General features: G+C 33.8%; 14 protein-coding genes. 5 read left to right on the top strand and 9 right to left on the bottom strand.

The genetic code is table 11. The annotated features are described in order from the left end of the window. Positions 1-55: 55 nt before the first annotated feature. Entirely contained in the window at positions 56-1,318 is a 1,263-nt protein-coding gene (locus tag UABHE_RS31540; protein ID WP_372367408.1) for a hypothetical protein, read from the top strand. 629 nt (positions 1,319-1,947) lie between these two features. Here UABHE_RS31540 and UABHE_RS31535 read toward each other — a convergent pair. From UABHE_RS31535 to UABHE_RS31495, 9 genes are all read right to left on the bottom strand, one after another. Beyond that, positions 1,948-2,994: a hypothetical protein gene (locus UABHE_RS31535; RefSeq protein WP_372367407.1), complete on the bottom strand. Its 1,047-nt coding sequence runs from the start codon at positions 2,992-2,994 to the stop codon at positions 1,948-1,950. Between the two features lie 350 nt (positions 2,995-3,344). Next, entirely contained in the window at positions 3,345-5,621 is a 2,277-nt protein-coding gene (locus tag UABHE_RS31530; RefSeq protein WP_372367406.1) for a carboxy terminal-processing peptidase, read from the bottom strand. Further along, a complete protein-coding gene (locus UABHE_RS31525; protein WP_372367405.1) occupies positions 5,614-7,677 on the bottom strand; it encodes an Npt1/Npt2 family nucleotide transporter in 2,064 nt (687 codons plus the stop codon). The genes UABHE_RS31530 and UABHE_RS31525 overlap by 8 nt, the downstream gene beginning before the upstream one ends. Beyond that, complete coding sequence (locus UABHE_RS31520) at positions 7,670-9,469, bottom strand: tetratricopeptide repeat protein (RefSeq protein ID WP_372367404.1); 1,800 nt, start codon at positions 9,467-9,469, stop codon at positions 7,670-7,672. Before UABHE_RS31520 ends, UABHE_RS31525 begins: the two co-directional genes overlap by 8 nt. Before the next feature lie 34 nt (positions 9,470-9,503). Beyond that, positions 9,504-10,526 carry a CDP-alcohol phosphatidyltransferase family protein gene (locus UABHE_RS31515; protein WP_372367403.1) on the bottom strand — a complete coding sequence of 341 codons (1,023 nt, stop codon included), beginning with the start codon at positions 10,524-10,526 and terminating at the stop codon, positions 9,504-9,506. A 25-nt stretch (positions 10,527-10,551) separates the two neighbouring features. After that, positions 10,552-11,883 (bottom strand): UDP-glucose/GDP-mannose dehydrogenase family protein, encoded by a 1,332-nt coding sequence (locus UABHE_RS31510; RefSeq protein WP_372367402.1) that lies wholly within the window; start codon positions 11,881-11,883, stop codon positions 10,552-10,554. Further along, positions 11,873-12,436, bottom strand: coding sequence for an NUDIX domain-containing protein (locus UABHE_RS31505; protein WP_372367401.1), 564 nt, complete (start codon positions 12,434-12,436; stop codon positions 11,873-11,875). The genes UABHE_RS31510 and UABHE_RS31505 overlap by 11 nt, the downstream gene beginning before the upstream one ends. Positions 12,437-12,446: 10 nt before the next feature. Further along, on the bottom strand, positions 12,447-13,502 hold the full coding sequence (locus tag UABHE_RS31500; protein WP_372367400.1) for a glycosyltransferase family 4 protein: 1,056 nt from the start codon (positions 13,500-13,502) through the stop codon (positions 12,447-12,449). A gap of 208 nt (positions 13,503-13,710) precedes the next feature. After that, on the bottom strand, positions 13,711-14,559 hold the full coding sequence (locus UABHE_RS31495) for an alpha/beta hydrolase (RefSeq protein WP_372367399.1): 849 nt from the start codon (positions 14,557-14,559) through the stop codon (positions 13,711-13,713). 332 nt (positions 14,560-14,891) lie between these two features. Here UABHE_RS31495 and obgE point away from each other — a divergent pair, with 332 nt between their 5' ends. The 4 genes from obgE to UABHE_RS31475 all read left to right on the top strand — a co-directional run bounded on the left by obgE (position 14,892) and on the right by UABHE_RS31475 (position 19,125). Continuing rightward, on the top strand, positions 14,892-15,899 hold the full coding sequence (gene obgE, locus UABHE_RS31490; protein ID WP_372367397.1) for a GTPase ObgE: 1,008 nt from the start codon (positions 14,892-14,894) through the stop codon (positions 15,897-15,899). Next, positions 15,900-16,298 carry a hypothetical protein gene (locus UABHE_RS31485; protein WP_372367396.1) on the top strand — a complete coding sequence of 133 codons (399 nt, stop codon included), beginning with the start codon at positions 15,900-15,902 and terminating at the stop codon, positions 16,296-16,298. A 387-nt stretch (positions 16,299-16,685) separates the two neighbouring features. After that, positions 16,686-18,305: a YhjD/YihY/BrkB family envelope integrity protein gene (locus UABHE_RS31480; RefSeq protein ID WP_372367395.1), complete on the top strand. Its 1,620-nt coding sequence runs from the start codon at positions 16,686-16,688 to the stop codon at positions 18,303-18,305. A 13-nt stretch (positions 18,306-18,318) separates the two neighbouring features. Then, complete coding sequence (locus UABHE_RS31475; protein ID WP_372367394.1) at positions 18,319-19,125, top strand: metallophosphoesterase; 807 nt, start codon at positions 18,319-18,321, stop codon at positions 19,123-19,125. Positions 19,126-19,232: the final 107 nt, after the last annotated feature.

The following is a 19,232-nucleotide window of genomic DNA, read 5'->3' as shown; positions in this document are numbered from 1 at the left end:
TCGAAACATTTCTCAGTTTTATTATTCGGACATAGGTGCGTCTTAAGGAGAATTTATGGGTTATACTACAGATGACTTGGTCGTTATGATAAGAGAAGCGTATAAAACAAATAAAGCATTCTACATTTGTGACAATAAGCTAGAATTTAAAGTTAGCTCAAAATGGTTTGAAATTTTATGTCTGTATGTTTTTCTTTTCTTTACTATAGCCGTAGCTGTACATAATATTTACAGCTACGGCTATGATAAAGAAATATTTTTTTCAGTGTTATGGTTAGCAATAGTGTTTTTATTTATTTACAATCGAGCTCCAACAACAACATTTACAGAATTTCTGTTTGAACATTTAGAAATGTTTTCTTCTAAGCGTATGTTTGTTATCGACGGAAACTGCTTATATTTTTTTTATACATTTTGCGGACGTAGCTTTTGTTCGTTTAAAATTGTTTTAGATTCGATTACGGAGGTAAGTTGGAGTATGGGACAATCCGACACTGGGGGAATATGGATCAAAAATGGTGAGCAAGAAAAAAATTATTTCTCAATCGATAACAACTTGAAGCGAAAAGAATGTCACAAATTAGGGATTGCTTTCGTTATTTTTTTAATGCACAACGGGTTGCAATTGAAATCTACAACAAAAAATCATTGGGAGAAGGTAACATGCGCTGATCATATTTGCTTCCAAGAAAAAGAATCTATCTCAATAGGTAATTACAACAAGGATGGAGAGATAAAATTACGCCTCAACAAATTCCCTGTTCTTCATATGCTTTTCGCGTTTTGTCTTATCGCTAAATTTTTGAACAGCTTGTCTCCGCTATATTTTTTTGCTTTTTGTGTTATGTGTAAATACTCATTTTTTGCAGCTGTTTCTTTTATAATAGAATGCGTGTATGGTATTCCGATTTTATCCATTTGTGTAGTTGGAGCGCACGGATTTTTTATTGCTAAATCGCAAGGTAAAGTTCTTGAAATCATTGTAGCGCTTTTATCCTCAAAAATTATAATCTGCACCAAAGCCTTTCCTCAAGTAGTATTTTATTATCAACTACCAGGATTTCGATACAAATTTTTAAACGCAACAACTAAAGATATTGTTGCTGTAACAAGAGAGAAAATGACAGTACTTAATAGAAAAAGGGAAATTGAAAAAGGTGAATACGAAGAAGTGACTTTTACATATACATATAGTGACGATATTCCTGATTTTTTTTGCTTGTGGAGTGAAGTTGTTCCTTGGGAAGCTTCGCATCGCGATGAAGACATTTCTTTTTATCGAGCATTAAAAATAAAATTGAGAAATTGTAGATCCTAAGTGGATATCAGACCATTCGTGCGAAGATTTCTCATCTGTAGTACGTTTCCATAGTAATCAAATATTTAATAAACAAATAAACATGTCAGACTCGAATGTCATTCAGTTAAGCTTATGGGCGTTCAGTTCGAATACTCTGTAAAATAAGGACCTTGTATTCAAATCAACATGTCAGACTCGAATGTCGCCAATATATCTTTGTCATAAGTTATATAAAATCAATTTTGTAGTGACAAGGAATGATTCTGATTCCAATGGTCTATTTGTTTACTCTTCTAGTGGCGCAAGTCGTATTCCATATATCTTTTGTATGATTTATATAGAATTATACCCAGCATATATTATCCACACAATCGCAATAACGAAAAAATATATAATACCCTTTGATTTTTTTGTTGTTTAATTTTCTTTCTCGATATACGAAAACTATATATCTCTGTTTGAAAATAATGGAAATTTAGTAGGAGTAAAAGAGTCGAATTGTAGGCTAAACGTTTCAAAAAATTTTAAATCATTTCTTTCCCAATGTTGACTCTGTTCTTGAAAATAAAAAGTATTCTTCGCTTTTCCAAAATAGCTCTATCATTCTACTTCTCTTAGGAAAAGAGTATCACTAAACAATATGTTGTTTAAATAACAATTAAGTTTTTATTTATCACTATTTTACGATTTATGGCAACTTCATTCCAAGTACGATATTTTGATGGTGGATTGTATTTATTTTGAGACATGTTATATTTTCCTTTTACTCCTGTCATTACCTCCATCGTGTTTGTTGCGGCAGCTTTTACACCGTCATCTGTAGATCTAGATCCGATATAAAAATCATTGCCTGGCCACGAAACATGATCCCACGCAACAACGCTGAATAATTTGCAATCACTAAAATTATCGTCTTGTTCTTCGTATGTTTCAGGTGAACATAATTGTGGTTTGTTTTCGTTCCCTTTGACTAATGGCCTTACGAAAAAAGATATTCCATTTATTTCGTGTCTTTCGTTTTCACATTCGCGGTATGGATCATAGTAGACCGCTTTGATATTTGGAAATTTATCACCGTGATTTTGTAGTAATTCGATGAGTGCTTTTTGTAGTTCTAGTCCCAATTTTCCCATAAAAGAACCAGCAAATTGTCCACAACCTAAACCTGGAATTGTTATGAAAGCTTGTTGCTGAGTGTTTTTACAGATATTATTAGCGTATGTAAAAACAGGTAAAAGCCTTCTTTTGTATAGCTCACAATATGCTGGCGAGTTAATTTTGTCACCTTTTATGATTTCTTCATAATCTGTAGGAGTATTGTTTTGTCCATTGCGTAGTAAAGCGCCAGGAGTATAGAGTAGATATCCGTTAAATGGTTTTTCGTGAATATTGGGAGAAAAATGTTTGCCGTCATCATAGATTTCCACTGGCATACAAATACTAATATCTCCTAAGATTTGTAGCTCTATCTGAGTCCAGTCAGATCCATCACCATGTACGCTGCTCTCTGCGAAAATTTGAGGAATTTTGGTTTGCATGAGAAGTTCTAAATATTTTTGGGGGTCTAGTTTAGATAAATCTTGGTCATGTAAATATTTTTGTAAATACACACCTGGCTTTTGTTTTAGCTTCGTTAAATTTGTTTTAACTTTATTGTATGTTTCGCTGTGAAGTGTTACTGAGTATTTTACCATTAATATGATCCTAATTTTATTGGAATATGTTAAGTTATGAAAGATTGTTTTAAGGCATGTTATTATTCAAAATATTGTTTTTTTTAGCCTGATCTACTTCAGAGTTCCAGTTTCACTTGTGCTTTGATGAAGCGAGTAAATATTGTTTTAACTATAAAAGATATAATTCTCTAAGGTTTTATCTGTAAGAATTATTTAAAAATTAAGATGCTCATGGTCGAAATTGCTCATCGTTTGCAAATGGTTCAAAGTATTTCATTGTGAATGATGATACGCTGTAAAAACAATCGAGTGACAACAAAAAAAGACCAAGTATTTTAAATACTTGGTCTTTTTTCAAAATGAAAATTTTATTTCGCTTCTATAAGATCTCGCAGAATAGAAATAGACTCTTCTAAAAACAAGTCTTCGTCTTTTTTCATTTTGTCATCGTTTTCATTTTGTTGACCCAGTATTTTCTCAATTTCAGCATACCATTTATTTTCTTGGCTTTGCATAAAACTGCGTTTTTCTAAGTTTAATGAAACTGCTTTTTGTTGCTGACGATCGCGCACTTTTTCAATGTAAGATATTAATGTTTGGAATTTAGCATCGTTTTGTATGCGTTCTGCAGATTGCTTTTTAATCTCTTTTAAGAATTGGTGAGCGTCAAATGCATCTTGCTTCGGAGATAGTGATTCTATTGTATCCCAAGGCATAACGTGAGGTAAACTTGATTCACCGTATTTTGTTTGATCGATAAATGTTGGAAAAGCAATGTCTGGAGCAACACCTTTTTGCTGTGTCGAAGCTCCTGTTGGGCGATAAAATTTAGAGATAGTGTATTTTAAAGCGCCTGACTTTTCTTTACGGCCTAAACCAAATAGACTTTGGACTGTACCTTTACCATAAGTATTGCTACCAACGATAATACCTCTTTTATAGTCTTGAATTGCGCCTGCAAAGATTTCAGATGCAGAAGCGCTAAAGGTATCGGTGATAACAATTAGTGGCATTTTGTATGCAAAGTTGTTGTCATCATCTTTACGTATCTTAATGTCACCGCCAAGATTTTTTACTTGAACTACTGGTCCTGAAGGAATAAAAAGACCAACAAGATCAACTACCTCATCGAGGCTTCCTCCGCCATTAGAGCGTAAGTCAATAACAAGTCCCTCTACGTTTTTCTTTTCCATATCTTTAAGAATACGTTGCACATCGCGCGTGGTACTTTTTGCATTGGGGTCTTCGCGTTCAAAGGCGTCAAAATCGCGATAAAAAGATGGTAGAGTTATAACACCAATTTGTTGTTTCTTACCATCATTTAGTGTTACTTCTCGTGTGCTACCTTTTGCCGCTCTTTCTGTTAGTTTTACTTCATCACGGGTGATAACAATGTTAAATGGTACGTCTTGCAGATTTTTTAAAACGGTTAAGGTAACCTTTGTGCCTTTTTCTCCGCGAATTTTTTGAACGACTTGATTTAAAGGCATATCAGTAACGCTTGTTCTTTCGCCACTTTCTTGAGTAACAGATACGATATAGTATCCTGCTTTTAACTCTCCTTGTTGATCAGCAGGCCCACCAGGAACAACGCTTGATATTTTAGGATAGCCATTCTCGGATGTAATAACTGCCCCAATTCCTTGCAGTGAAAGACTTAGTGATATTTGGAAATTGCTTAGAGTTCGCCAATTAAAGTAGTTAGAATGTGGATCAAACAAGCTGGTTAAACTTGTTAAGTAAGTTTCTAAAATGTAATAACCATCATTTCCATTCATAAATGTATAATAGTTTTTGTAACGCTTTACAATGCGTTCTTCAGCTGTTTCTTTCCAGTTTTGATTTTCCTTTTTGGAAGCATCTTCTTTTTCAGAGGCATCTTCTTTTTCAGGAGCGGCTTCTTTTTCAGGAGCAGCTTCTTTTTCAGGAGCAGCTTCTTTTTCAGGGGCGTCTTCTTTTTCAGGAGCAGCTTCTTTTTCAGAAGTATCTTCCTTTTCAGGAGTATCTTCCTTTTCAGGAGTGGCTTCTTTTTCAGGGGCGTCTTCTTTTTTAGGAGTATCTACCTTTTTAGAAGCTTCTTTTTTAGCTTGCTGCAATTCTTGTAATTTTGCTTGAAGTAATTGGTTTTTTATGTGTTTACGCCATATTTCATTTAGCTCTTCTTTGTCTTTTGCCCAAGAAACATCTTCTCGTTTAACTGTGAATGATTCGTCTTTTGTAAAGTCGTGTTTATCGTTTACTAGTTTTTCAGCGTAATCAGTACGTTCTTTTAGTCTTTTTAGGAAACGACGATACACTAAGAATGCAAAATCTGTATTTCCTCCCTTTAGGGAATCGTCTAAAGATGTCTTGTATGCAGAGAATAGCGTAATATCTCCAGCGGTAAAATAAAGTTTGTTTGGGTCTAGTGTTTTTAGATATTCGTTGAACAATAGATCAGAAACTTCATCATTTATTTTCGGCTTATTATAGTGGTAGTTTTCTAGTATTGAAACGATAGTTGCAGCGATGTATGAACCTTCAGGAACAGGTTCGTGTTTTCCTTTTTTTTCTTCTGCTGTAGTGGGAACTATAAATGCGACAATGAGAGTCATTGACACTACGATCCCAGCAAATAATTTTAACTTCTTTTTGCCATTATCCATTATTCACCTCAGTTTTTTTTAATAAATTTTGATATAATTTTCCTGTTTTTAATATAACCATAATCCATATTATTACGACAAAAAATACAACGTAACTCAAATTAGTCAAAGAATATTCAACTCCATTCATGCCCAAAAACAAAAGGTAAATAGTTACCATGAGTGAACTTCCTGAGTCCCCTAATCTAAATATAAATGTATCACATACAGCTTTTGCTTTATATTTTACATTTTTATTTGTTGGAATATAAAATATTTCTGAACCAACTTTATATAAAGTGTAATTTAAGGAAAGTGCTATTATAGCGAAATAGCGAACTGTGTATACTGACAATTCTTGAATAAAAAAGATTGCTCCTATGAATAATACTAAAGGGTATAAACATATACCTATAGCAGGCCCAAGTACATTAATGAGTATAGGGGTTATTATTATACACATCAAGATATTACAAATACCCATATATAAATTGTTATTCGCCCATATTTTTCCTTGTAAACTCGATTGAGTATTTACTATTTGAGGAAATGATTCCTCAAAGATTAATTTATTAATTATTATACGCTGCTTTGTTGTGATTTTACTTTTTTCTAACTCCTTAGATATACGTTTGCTCAACTTTATTTTATGAAATTTTTTCTTACTAAAAGCAATAAAATTTTTATTTATATCTGAATTGGCGGGAGCTAAGGCAAAAACACTTTCTTTATAAAATGACAATTTCTGAATAGCGTTATTCAAATTATAACATATCTTGTAGTGTATAGTTTTAGCTGTCTTTGTATCTGCTTTGTCGTAAGTATTTATTAAATCTTGTGTTTTCTTGTCAAAGAATGAATTTATATAGTTTGTTAAGGGGGTATTTTTTTCTTTGAGTATTTTTACAAATTGCGTATCGCGGATCATTTTTGGAGTTATTACCAAAAAATTTGCGGGATAAATGTTGCTTAAAAACAATTTGTTGACCATGAATCTATGTTTCTGTATTTGGTCTTTCTCGTTATGAAACATTTTTCCTAAGAATGTGGATGGTTGAGACAGCTTTTCGTTTAACATGGAAAAAAGAACCGGTGAATTTTTGTCGACTAAATTTTCTGAATTTAGTATTGCATTTAGTTCGCCTATTAGTTCTTTTGAGATGTTGCGATTTACCTCTAAATCTTTTTTTACTTTTTGCGATAAAGAACTGTAAATTTTTTGTGATGTAGAATCCTTTTTGCTAATAAGTGTTGAAATGAAAGATTTTTCATTCCCCATATCAGAGCGTTCTACTGAATAAAAAGCTGAGTCTTCAAGTATCGAGTTGTCTACTAGCCAGCTAAATTGTTGATCGGAAACAGTACTTGTAAAAGTAGCCAAAACCATAACAAGGCCAATAAACATTACATAGCGGTTTTTGAAAAATAGTTGAAAGTCTTCTAGGGTACCTGTTGGAGTTGGTTTTGCATAGTCTTTTTTGTTTGAATTATTAGGAATGTAGAATAACTCGATGAGTAACCAGGCAATGCCAAGTCCAGCTGCAGCGATTAATAAAAGAAGCTGATAGTTGTTTCCTTCAATGAATGTCGATGTAAATTTGGAACCGCCAATAACTCCGAGTTGCCCACCTAAAAAGATGTAAGGGTAGAACTTTTTTGCTTCCTGATTTTTATGAAGATCGTGACTTATTGACCAAAATAGAGCTGTTACAAATAGAACGTATAATGAAACAAAAAAGAAATACAATGTGGTCATTGTCGCGTCGTATGTTGGTTGATTACCTAAACTTTGTAACAATAAGGCAAAACACAAGAAGACACTTATGACAATGGCATAAAGAGTGCGTAGTAATTGCGTTCGAGAAAAACGATTTACTAATCGATTATAACCAACGACAGCAAACAACGTCACTACAACACTTATGTTGTAAAAATGATGTAAATATTCTTTTCCTACATAAGTAAAAAGAAGTGGCTTGCGCGTAGGCTTTAATACATAGTAAGAACCTATCAAGAAAAAAAAGCTTAGAGATGCAATAAAAGTACGCCATAAACTACGGGAAGATGTGTTACTCATCTTTTTTGTCCTCTCTCTTTTGTTCGGCGATTTCTATTAATGTTAAAACTTCGTTACGATTGGGATATTCAGGATTAATTTTTAAAGCTTCTTGCAAATCGCAAATTGCTTCATTGTAGTTTCCTAAGTGTAAGTGAGCTCTTCCTCTGTAAATATAGCCTTTCACAAAATCAGAAGCCCTAGAAATGGATTCGGTTAAATCTTCGATAGCTTTAGTATACTGCTTTTTGTGATAATATGCTTTTCCTCTTGTTGAATAAGACATAAAATTGTGTATACCCTTTTCAACAAGCATACTTAAATCTTTTACGCAGTGGTCTAGTTCACCTGTATAATACCTGGCAACACCTCTGTGGCAAATGCTTTGATAATTCTCAGGGTTGTAAACTAATATTTCGTTTGCTTCATCAATTGCGTTTCCATAAGCCTTGTTTTCAATAAATAAACGCGAACGACCTATGCGGCATAGCTCATTTTTCGGATCAAATTCAAGTATTTTATTGTAGATATCCAGTGCTTCATCAACTTGTTTGTTTTTTGCTAAAATAGCCGCTTTATCTAAACACCACGAAATATTTTCATGAGTAATTTCTTCAGTATTAGGAATCTTTATCTGTTCCAATGAAGATGGAATAACAAAAATTTCGCCGCTATCTACAACTTCCTGAAGAGAGTTTAAACACTTACGGCATTGAAAATTTTCTGCGGGTTCTTTTGCTAAATTTAAAGCGCGGTAGTTGATGCTGCAATTACCGCAGAAGAAATTAGTGATTGCATCTTCGCCAAAAACTCTAATGATGTCTTTTGGGACAATAACATTGTTCATAAGCATAATATTGCAAAGAGGTAAAATTTCGCCTTTTTTTTGTATCTCTATTTGTTCACGTAGTGCGTTTTCTAATTGTTGCTTGGAGATCATTTGTTTATCTAAGAGTACTCTTGCGAAACTAGCATCCTCATTTCTTACCTCAAGTTGCGTAGGATTGTTGGTTTCTTCCATTTCGTTACTTACTTCTGTGGATATTTGTTTTTTTTCATTGCGGTATTGTTTGAATTCTTCTACCGTTAATGCACGTGTTAATTCCTCTTTTGATTTATCACCATCGTGTAAAACTGTATCGCGAGTAGTGTCCCATTGTAGTGTTGATGGATTAATCTCAATGGAATTGATTTGCGATACAAGTGATGAAGTTTGTCTTTTCTCTACGAGATTATTAATTGCTTCAATTATAGATCCTAGTTTTTGAACGTGCGATTGTTTGGATGGAAAAGTTTCCAGTACCGTTTGGATTTGTGTTAAGTTTGAGATCGCTAAACCAAAGTTACTACGTCTCAAATTTTGCCGAACGTGTTCAAGTTTATGTTCTAAGATGAACGTTCTTTTACTCCAAGTATTTTCTATTTGTTTTTCTTCTGTTGCGTATATCCACGCAGAAACTTTTTCTTCTAAATTTTGTTTAGGTAAGAAAACAATATCATCTATTACGTGGGAAAGAAAATTTAGCTGTTGTTTTTTTATCTTAGTAAACGAAGCTAGGATAATAGGGGTATTTTGCAAATATAGCATTGATTCTTTTGTGTCATATATTTCGGATAATTTCTTATAGAATTTATCTTGAGCACCATCGTGATAAATGATAATGAGTTTTATTTTTCTTTTTTGTAATTTTGCAGCGAATTTATCAAGATTATAGTTATTTACATGGACTTCGTAGTCTTTGTTGCGTAGTTTTTTTAAATAAGGGAGTACTTTTTCATTTTTATCCCCAATAAAACAAATATTTTTCGACATACTCTGACCTTTATTCGAAGGATGTCCTTTGTAATTACAGAGGACGAATATTGCTACCTATTGATACGACAATCGAGGAAAAAGCAATTACTGTATATAAACTGGGAGACATAAAAACAATAACAATACAGTAGGTTATTATAACTATGAAAGATATAAATCGAACACTAATTTGGAATAAATTAATAAAACAACATAAAAAAATAAAAGCAGATATGCTTATTTGTAAAGTGTTTGAGGTAAAGCTAATAAGTAGTGTACCACTGGTAATAAGAGGAATTAATTTGAAAAAGCATGTGGAACTAATAGAAGACACAAATTTATATACTTGTAAATTTTTGTGAAATTTTCCTATTACCCATAACCAATCGCGAATAAATATTACATAAAAAGGTATTACAAAAACATAAGAAACCGGAAATAGAATTGTGTTTGGTACATTAGGAAACAAAGCCATTGCAATAAAAATCATATGTAGACCTGCTAGAAATCGGCGAAGGTTACTTATGGGAAGTGAAATACTTTGCTTGTTGCGCCATTTTAGATGAAAAACAAAAAAATAGCGAAGCAGTCCAACAAAAATGTAAAATAAAGGAAGCTGTCCTTGTTGTACGCATATAAGAGTGACAACAAACATTCCCAGCGCGTCGCACTCCATATCCATTTTTTCACCAAATATACTTATGTGATTGGTTTTTCGTGCTACAAAGCCATCAACAACATCAAGAATAACAGCAAAAATATATAATATGGCGATAAAATTGTTGAGCTCACACCATAGATTACCTGTGATAATGGCAATGCAACCACCGCGAAAAAGAGTAATATAGTTTGCAAAGCCAATTTTTGTGTAGGGAATTTGATTTTTTGTGTTGTATTTTAAGAATATTTTAAAAAAAACACCGACTAAAATAGTGCAAATAACGACTAGATACCATTTGTATTCAGGTAAATATTTATATTTTATAATCCACGCTGTAATACTAGTGGTAAGAAAAAATATGGCAATGATATAATTTGATTTATTTGCAAAATCGGGGTTTTTATTTTTTGACACTTTTGTATATGAATCCCCACTAGCTTTATCTTCCAACACTTTCGTATATAAATCCTTGTTTTTCGAGTTCTTGAGAATTGTAGATGTTGCGCCCATCAATAATAATATGTTGATTCATTTTTTGTTTTAAAACTTCAAAGTTCAGTGTCTTGAATTCGTCCCACTCGGTAAGAATAATTAAACAATCGGCATTTTCTGTTGCTTTATACTGATTGTCGTAAAGTTCAACCTCCATAAGCGTTTCTTTTAAAGCAGCGGTATGAGATTCATCCGCTGGAAGTTCTAAAATCTCTCGCGCTTTTTGAATTGCTTTAGGATCGAATATTTGAATTTTTGCCTGACTACGTTTTAATTCTTTTATGATATCAAGAGCTGGAGCTTCTCGCATATCATCGGTGTTTGGTTTAAAAGAAAGTCCCCAGATAGCGATAACTTTATTTTTTATAACCCAAAGGTGTTTTTTAATTTTTTTCACTAAGCGTTTTTTTTGATCTCTATTGATATTTTGTACTTCTTCTAGGAGTTTAAAATCATAACCTAAATCACGAGAAATGTTGACAAAAGCATCTACATCTTTAGGAAAGCAGCTGCCGCCATAACCAACACCTGCATTTAAGAAATGTTTTCCTATGCGTTTGTCTAGGCCGATTCCTTCAGCCACCTCTTTAATATTTGCATTTGATAGTTCGCAAATATTTGCAACAGCGTTGATATAGGAAATTTTCATTGCTAGAAAAGAGTTTGCTGCGTGTTTAATAATCTCTGCACTGTTAACATTTGTAATAATAAAAGGTGCATCAAAGTCTTTGTATACGTCTGTTAATATTTTTTGCGCTTTAGTTGAAGGAACTCCCAATACAATTCTATCAGGGTTAAAAGCATCCTCAAGAGCTTGTCCTTCGCGTAAAAATTCAGGATTTGAAGCAACCTCAAAATGGACGTCTGGAGGAGAAAAGCGCTTCATTATTGCGTGAATTTTTTCACTCGTATGAACAGGAACTGTACTTTTTTCAATAATTAAACGATAGTCTTTTAGGTTGTGAGCAATTTCTGTTGCTACATGCTCGATATAAGTCATATCTGGTTCGCCAGTGGCTAAAGCAGGTGTTCCTACTGCAACGAAAATAGCTTGTGCGTGTTTTACCCCTTCGCTAATTTTTTCGCTGAATTTTAATCTTTGTGTGTTTTTGGTGACAAGTTCTTGTAAGCCTGGTTCGTAAAAAGGAACTTCTCTCTTTTGGAGTTTTTCTAGTTTCTTTTTGTTATTTTCGATGCATAGTACGTTATGACCTTTTTCAGCAAATAAAGCGCCCGTTACCAACCCTACATAGCCAGTGCCTATTATGCTAATGTTCATGCTGTTGTTTATCCTTTAAATATTTTCGAAGTCTCAAAATCGCATAGATTGTTTGTGGATCGCATATTTCCATATCATAGATCATCTCATAAACTTTGGCTAGAGGAATTTGGGTTACCAACATATCTTGTTCTCCTGCATCTCTTTCTAGTTTCTTTGAACGCAGATTGGTGGCATAAAAAATAAAAGCATGGGCTTTAAAAAATGTGCTCATCGGTTTTTGCTCTTCTATGAGCTCTAATGTTTGTGGATCAAGTCCCACTTCTTCTTGTAGTTCTCTTGCAGCAGCTTCTTCTGGCTTTTCTCCGGGCTCAATTGCTCCCGTCGGAATACGTAGAACATAGTCACCTGCCGCACCTCTGTATTCATGAACCATAACTAGTTCATTATTATTAGTGACGGCTAAAATTTTTGCACCTGCTCCTTTTAGAAGTACGTGTTCCCAAGTTTCTTTATGACCATCAGGAAATTCTAAGTCTTCTTCGATAAGCATTAACTTTTTAGCTTCGTGAACGACGCGAGTTGCGTAAATTTTTGGCTTTTTAAATTCCATAAATTCTTTCCTAAGTTAGTTTTTGTATTAATGTGTATAGATGTTTAGCGCTATTATGCCAAGTATACTTTTCTGCTTGTAGTATACCTTTTTCTATCATAGTTTTTTGCAGATTTCCATCATTTATCACCTTGGAAATTGCTTTTGCTAGTATATTAATATTCCAATCTTCAATATAATAAGCTGCATCACCAGCAACTTCTGGTATGGAGCCACATTTTGAAGCAATAACTGGGCAGTGGTTAGAGAATGCTTCTAGTATCGGTATTCCAAAACCTTCGTTACGTGAAATATATAAAAAACAACTTGCATGCTTGTATAATGTAAACAATTCTTCTTGGGAAACATAGTCAGTAAAAAAAACATTACTGGGTTTACCACTTGTTATATTTTTGTCTTGTATTTTCCCTGCACAAACTAGATTGATATTTGTTAGTTGGCGAAACGTATTAATTAGAAGCTCTACATTTTTTTTAGGACGTATTGTTGAGACAAATAAACAATATTTTCCTGAAGGGATATTATAGCGTTTGAATGTATCTTGTAAAAGTTGTTCTTGTGTGTTTGAAAAAGGATCTGCTGCAGGTGATATAATTTCTATTTTAGGTGAAAAAGGTAGTTCGCGATGAATATCGTTCATGGTGGAGGCTGAATTTGTTAAAAGTACCTTGGCTCTTAAAGCTGAAATCCAGAGTGTGACTCGATCTTTCCAAGAAACTTTTTCTGCACAGTTATGTAACCACGGACATTCGTGAATGTAGGCTAGCTTTGGTATACTACAAAAACCTGGTAGAGCAGCTACTGGAGATAAAAAAATTTCGCATTTATTAAGGCGAATAGATTGGGGTAAATGTTTATAGCGCCAGAACTTTTTCCCCTTAACTTTTTGAATTTTGACATTTGCAGGTATTGATTGAAAAGGCAAATTTCCTGATCGACAAAATAAAATGTGTTGATCTTCTGTCGCGATTTCCCACAAATGAGAATATAGATACATTGCTAATTTTTCAACGCCTGTTAAACGCTGTTCCTCTAGTATGCTTACATCATAACCGATAGTAGACACTAATCTTTTCCAATCTAGGTAAAATAAGTGGTTTTTGGCTGTAGTTGTTTGATTCTTTGTTGTTATTTAATCTAAAATTTACAGAATAGCTAGTATCTGAGTTATTTATCTTAATGGTTCAATAATATGTGAGTACCTAGAGGTATTCACATATATAAATTAATTTTGTAAGAGGTTTTTAGAACCTATTATAAAATTGCATAAGAATTTATTTAACACAAAAAGACACAACATCTTTAATTATTTCTTCAAAATCGTAATCATAAAGCATAATATGGTTACTTTTTGGATATTCTTTGATTTTGGTAAAAGTATTTTTTGAAAATAAATCATTAATTTTTTCAAAAGAAGCCACTCCGTCGTTTTTAGATGCGGCAATAAAAATAGGTAGAGCTAACTGTGGAGCTATTTTTCGTGCTTCTATCGCTAGGTCATTTAGTTGTAAAAATGCTAATGATGAAACGATAAAGGTTCCAGGAATATATCTGTTTCTGCCTTCATCTGAATTGACTTGACCACTTGCGCGTTTAGGAACAATTGGCATAATTAAACCCAATACTTTGTTGATTGTAACAATGGTGTTGTTTTGTATTGGTAAAGAATAATAAGGAGCTAATAGTATTAATTTTTCGACATTTTCTTCTTGTGCAACGACGGTTGAAACTGTTCCACCCATTGAAAAACCAACTAAATATGGTTTATTGTCGAAACGTTCGTTTTCTTCATCAATAATATCGTGTAACCAAGCGATGAAAAATTCAGAGGAAAATTGTCCTCTGTTGTAAGCAAAGTAATTTTTGTTTTGTCCCGCCATTATCGGAATTCTAATTGTGAAACCTTCTTCTTGTAATCGTAAGGCAAGAGGCTTGAAGTCGAAAGGACTTCCTCCAAAACCATGAATCATGATTATTGAACGTTTGCGATTTTTCTTTAGCGGTTCTAGGGTTTGACCTTGCGTACACCAATTTTCGTTTTTTCCCCATGAAACCTTGTATTCATAAATAGCGAAAATTAGCATTAATATATTGAAAATAACAATTGAAATAAAAATGAACATAAAAATTTTTTTAAGATACCTTCGTAGTTTTTTCATGTTGTAGGCTGTGCTTTCTTTTTTTGCTAAGTAGCAGCTACTACTTTTGCTAAGTCGTTTAGAGCGTGTTAATGTTTCTCTTTCTTGTATATTAAACGTAAGACATTCTAATTTTATAATCTATAAAATTGAAATGAAGTACGTGTTTGTTTGTGAATGAAACTTTCCACTACATCCTTAAATACTCTATCAATATTTATGTTGAGCTATTATAATGTGCAGTGTTATTTTATCATGGTATACTAAAAAAAACAACAATGAGACCATTGACAGCTTGTAATAGATTAGGTAATAAAATGTTTAAAGATGAAGCAAAAATATATGTTCGTTCTGGAGATGGAGGGAACGGCTGTATTTCATTTCTCCGTGAAAAATATAAGCCTAAAGGTGGACCTGATGGTGGAGATGGTGGTAGAGGCGGAGATGTTATTATACGTGCTAGCGTACACTGCTCAACACTGTTAGAGTTAATTCGCAGACGTAAGTTGGTTGCGAGAAATGGCGAAAGTGGTAAAGGTAAAAAATGCACAGGACGCTCGGCAGATGATTTAGTTATAGAAGTGCCAATAGGTACTATTATACGCGACGATGCAGGTGAGTTGGTTGCTGACTTGACAGAACACGGCTGCGAAATTGCAGTAGTAAAAGGAGGAAAAGGAGGACGTGGTAATGTCCACTTTGCTACTTCTACACATCAGACCCCGCGAGAAGCGGAGGCTGGACAAAAAGGTGAAGATAAGAACCTTCATTTGGATTTGAAGTTAATTGCTGATGTTGGCTTGGTTGGGTTTCCTAATGCTGGAAAGTCAACACTCTTGTCGCGTGTTTCCGCTGCTAAACCTAAAATCGCAGATTATCCGTTTACGACATTAGAACCACAGTTAGGCATTGCAGAACTTTTAGAATATAAAACATTAGTAATAGCAGACATTCCCGGTCTGATCGAAGGGGCGCACAAAGGTATCGGTTTAGGAGATCGATTTTTGCGTCATATTGAAAGGACAAGAACACTTCTTTACGTATTGGAAATGACGCCAGATCAAGAAAAAACACCAAAAGAGTCTTTGGAAATTTTACAAAAAGAATTGCGCTCCCATAGCAAAGTTCTCAGTGAAAAACCATATTTAATTGCGGCGAGCAAAATGGATATTCCGGGCTCTGAGGATGTTTATGAAGCTCTAAGCAAAGAATTTGATCAAAAGATATACAAAATATCATCAGTAACAGGGCAAGGCTTGAAAGAGCTTCTCTTTGGTCTTTTTGAATCGGCGCAGAATTCGAAAAATAATGAGGAAAGTAAATAAATGAAAAGAGCCTGTTTCATGTGCTTGTGTTTATTTGGTTGTTCTGCGTTAATGGCGCAGTCAGGTTTTGAGTCGGTGATTGAGTTTTTTAAGCGAATTAATTGGCAACAAGCTTTTGTAACTTTAAAAGGTTCGCGAGATCTAGAAATTATGTGTTTGAGTACTTTATGGGGCATTAGCACTATGCTTATGTTGTTAGGGCTTTTTACAAACCACTTATACATCTATTCGCATTCTTTATTTGCAATTGCTGGTGCTGTGCTTGGAGGTGTTTTTTCATATAATGAGTATGAAAGTTCTGGGTACGCAACGCAAGCAGCTGTTTATTTACTAGCAGGTGGAGTAGTAATTTTGTCCAATGTTTTTTACTTGGTTCTTGAACGTGTTCTTAATCGTTGAAAGCAATTAACCAGTGGTTGTAATACCAATTCGCAAAATAAATCTTTTACTCAAAAAAAATTTTGCTATAATCGAAAACAAAGCTTTTTGTATAGGTAACTAAACTGAGAACATTGATTCAAGATTGTTTACACATTATAACTCGCACTTTTTAGCTATGAAGCTACAACATTAAACCTTCAAAGTGCCTAACAAAACACTTAAAATCATCTGAGTGATAATACGCAAAAATTTTTGAATCAATGTACTGAGTGATCCATTAAAAGTATTTATCCATTGGACGCAGGACATCTAGATTTGCAGTTATGTTTACATCAGGGCGCGTTCTCAAGTGAATTATTTTTTCCATTCCTAACTCTACTCTACATAATGCATAGGTTAAAGGTAATGAGTGACCCAACAAAAGGGAAAACATACAGTGAAAATCTAAAAAAACAAACCATTCAATTCTTTATTTTGATATCGCGACCATTTATTGACTTTTATTATAATAACGGCTTAACGCGCGCAAGTGTACTATCCTACATTTTATGTGTAAACTTAGTTGTATTTGTTTATTTAGGTCTAACAATGGGTTCCGCCGTTTTTGTTGCTCCTTTGCAAGATCCTGATGCCGCAACTCGTTTTATGGAACTACACTTTTTATGGCCTGTAAAAGTAAAACGTCTAATGCAAGAAGTTCCTCCTCAATTCGGTGCTTCTCGCGGTGATTTAGTTGCACCACAAGAATATGAAGATCTATTAGCAAAATATTGTTTAAAACACAAAATTACGCCGGAGGAAGTGGAAAAAGATCAGCTGAAGTATGTTAATTTTTCGATTACGCGTAAGCTTGGAAATGCATTTCATAAAGCTGTAGGAGAGTTTTATAACCAACACGGAAATTTCTTACCAGGAGCTGGTTTTTTTATAGTGCTTGCAATTGCTTATATTGCATTGTTGCTAAACATAAAAACAAATCTTGCTGAAAGTGTATCTCCTCTTATTTGGGGAAATTTACCTCTTTCTAGCCGGCGTTCGCAAATAATGAAAATTTTGTGGCGCATACCCTCCTTTAAAACGATAAAAAACCGTTTAGTTGTGTTTTTTATGTTACCCTTTGTTTTTATTTTAGCGATTATAATTTTGTACTCAGGTGAGAATGCTATAGATAAACTAATAGAGCCATATACGTTTTTTAATACTTTATTTACAGCTTTAATTTCTTTGTTTATAACATCCTTAGTTTTTTTTGTTCTTTATAAGATTAATATTACTGGTATTTCACATCGCAATCTGTTTATAGGAGCTTTTGTGGCAGCGACTTTGTGGATGGCAGGGCGCTGGTGGTTTACAAACTTTCCGCTGAATTCTTTGTATAAAAATCTGAGAAATTTTGCGTTTATCCCTATTTTCTTAACGTGGTTTTATTACTTAGGGGTTGTATTTTTATTTGGTAGTTATGTATCGCAAACCTGTGAATACGCTCAACTCTCAAATACAGGACGCGCTTGGATTATGCGTGATATTACTTTTTTACAACAATATACAACTTTATCTAAGTGGGTGCGGCTTGATTTTCTTTTTCGTTTAGCGCAAAATCGTTATGAAGAGTATCCTCCTCCATTTCTTGGTATTCAAATTACTGGGGATACTGCGGATGAAATTGCGAGGCAGTCATATTTGCCTGCTCATTTTGTACGAGAATGTATACTTGAAATGATTACTAGCGCATCAGATATTTTTTATGTAGAAGTTGAAGGAAATAGACAATATTGTAAATTGAAGTTACCCCCAGAAGAAGTTGATGTAAGAACATTGGTTACCGATAAATATCATTTAGTCCTCATGGCTGAAATGGAAGAGTACGAATTTGGGGATTTTGTATCAACAAATTATAAACATACATGGAAAACTCCAGCACTACCTCTCTCTGAGGTTTATAAAGATTATAAAGCGTATTTAAATAAAAGACACACACAAATATATCAAGAACATATTGATCGCACAGAAGAATTGTTGCCGTAAGTAGGAAAGATACATGGTAAGAGTAGCGATAATTAGTGACATTCACGCAAATTTAGAAGCTTGCGATGCAGTACTCGCAGATATTGACCGTCAAGGAATAAGTGATATCATTTCACTTGGAGACAATGTTGGATATGGTCCTAATCCTGTTGAAGTATTGAAGCGGTTACATGAACGCGAAATTATGACTCTGGAAGGTAATCACGATTTAGCAGTTGTTAACCCTAAATCCTTTGCAGGTGCCTCAGGATATGCCGCTAGTGCAATAGAGTGGACTAGAGAGCGTTTATGTGATCAAGTAAAAAAAAATATTGAGTTCCAAGAAATTTTAGGCTTATATTTTGGAGCACCTGCGTATTCTGTGCTACATGATAATCAAGAAGTACTTCTTGTCCATGGTAGCCCAGGCAAAAATAAAGTACGTTTCAATTATTTACTTGCTCCAGAAGATTTATTAGCTCCCAAAAAATATATGAAAAAAATGCGGTGTAATGTTTGTTTTTTTGGACATACACATCGGCAAATTATATGGGAAGTTGATAACGAAGGTGTTTCTCTTGTTGAGTATGAAATTGATGAAGCACTAGAGTATTCAGACAAAGAACTAAAAGATCTTTATTTGTTTGTAAATCCCGGTTCTGTTGGACAGCCGCGTGATAGCGATCCTGATGCAGCATATTTGGTTTACGAAAAAAAATTAGATAAGAACATTATTACTTTTAAGCGTGTTGAATACGATATAAACACAACAATAGAAAAAATATACCAGGAAGATTTGCTTTCCAATATGCTCGGAGATAGACTTATAAGAGGTTCATAAAATCCCTTGTCAAAATATATTTTATCTATCATTAATTAGGTATGATTTGTGTGGTTGTTGCATTGTTATTATCACACATATTAACTTTGGGGTTCGAAGTGGATTTT

The organism is Candidatus Uabimicrobium helgolandensis (genome assembly GCF_041508025.1).
GTDB classification, from domain to species: domain Bacteria; phylum Planctomycetota; class Uabimicrobiia; order Uabimicrobiales; family Uabimicrobiaceae; genus Uabimicrobium; species Uabimicrobium helgolandensis.
The sequence above is the reverse complement of the archived record's forward strand: the minus strand, read 5'-3'. Positions and strand labels throughout refer to the sequence as shown.

Coding starts and splice junctions, on each gene's coding strand:
- UABHE_RS31540 (WP_372367408.1), top strand. CDS start 56: ATGGGTTATACTACAGATGACTTGGTCGTTATGATAAGAGAAGCGTAT.
- UABHE_RS31535 (WP_372367407.1), bottom strand. CDS start 2,994: ATGGTAAAATACTCAGTAACACTTCACAGCGAAACATACAATAAAGTT.
- UABHE_RS31530 (WP_372367406.1), bottom strand. CDS start 5,621: ATGGATAATGGCAAAAAGAAGTTAAAATTATTTGCTGGGATCGTAGTG.
- UABHE_RS31525 (WP_372367405.1), bottom strand. CDS start 7,677: ATGAGTAACACATCTTCCCGTAGTTTATGGCGTACTTTTATTGCATCT.
- UABHE_RS31520 (WP_372367404.1), bottom strand. CDS start 9,469: ATGTCGAAAAATATTTGTTTTATTGGGGATAAAAATGAAAAAGTACTC.
- UABHE_RS31510 (WP_372367402.1), bottom strand. CDS start 11,883: ATGAACATTAGCATAATAGGCACTGGCTATGTAGGGTTGGTAACGGGC.
- UABHE_RS31505 (WP_372367401.1), bottom strand. CDS start 12,436: ATGGAATTTAAAAAGCCAAAAATTTACGCAACTCGCGTCGTTCACGAA.
- UABHE_RS31495 (WP_372367399.1), bottom strand. CDS start 14,559: ATGTTCATTTTTATTTCAATTGTTATTTTCAATATATTAATGCTAATT.
- obgE (WP_372367397.1), top strand. CDS start 14,892: ATGTTTAAAGATGAAGCAAAAATATATGTTCGTTCTGGAGATGGAGGG.
- UABHE_RS31485 (WP_372367396.1), top strand. CDS start 15,900: ATGAAAAGAGCCTGTTTCATGTGCTTGTGTTTATTTGGTTGTTCTGCG.
- UABHE_RS31480 (WP_372367395.1), top strand. CDS start 16,686: ATGAGTGACCCAACAAAAGGGAAAACATACAGTGAAAATCTAAAAAAA.
- UABHE_RS31475 (WP_372367394.1), top strand. CDS start 18,319: ATGGTAAGAGTAGCGATAATTAGTGACATTCACGCAAATTTAGAAGCT.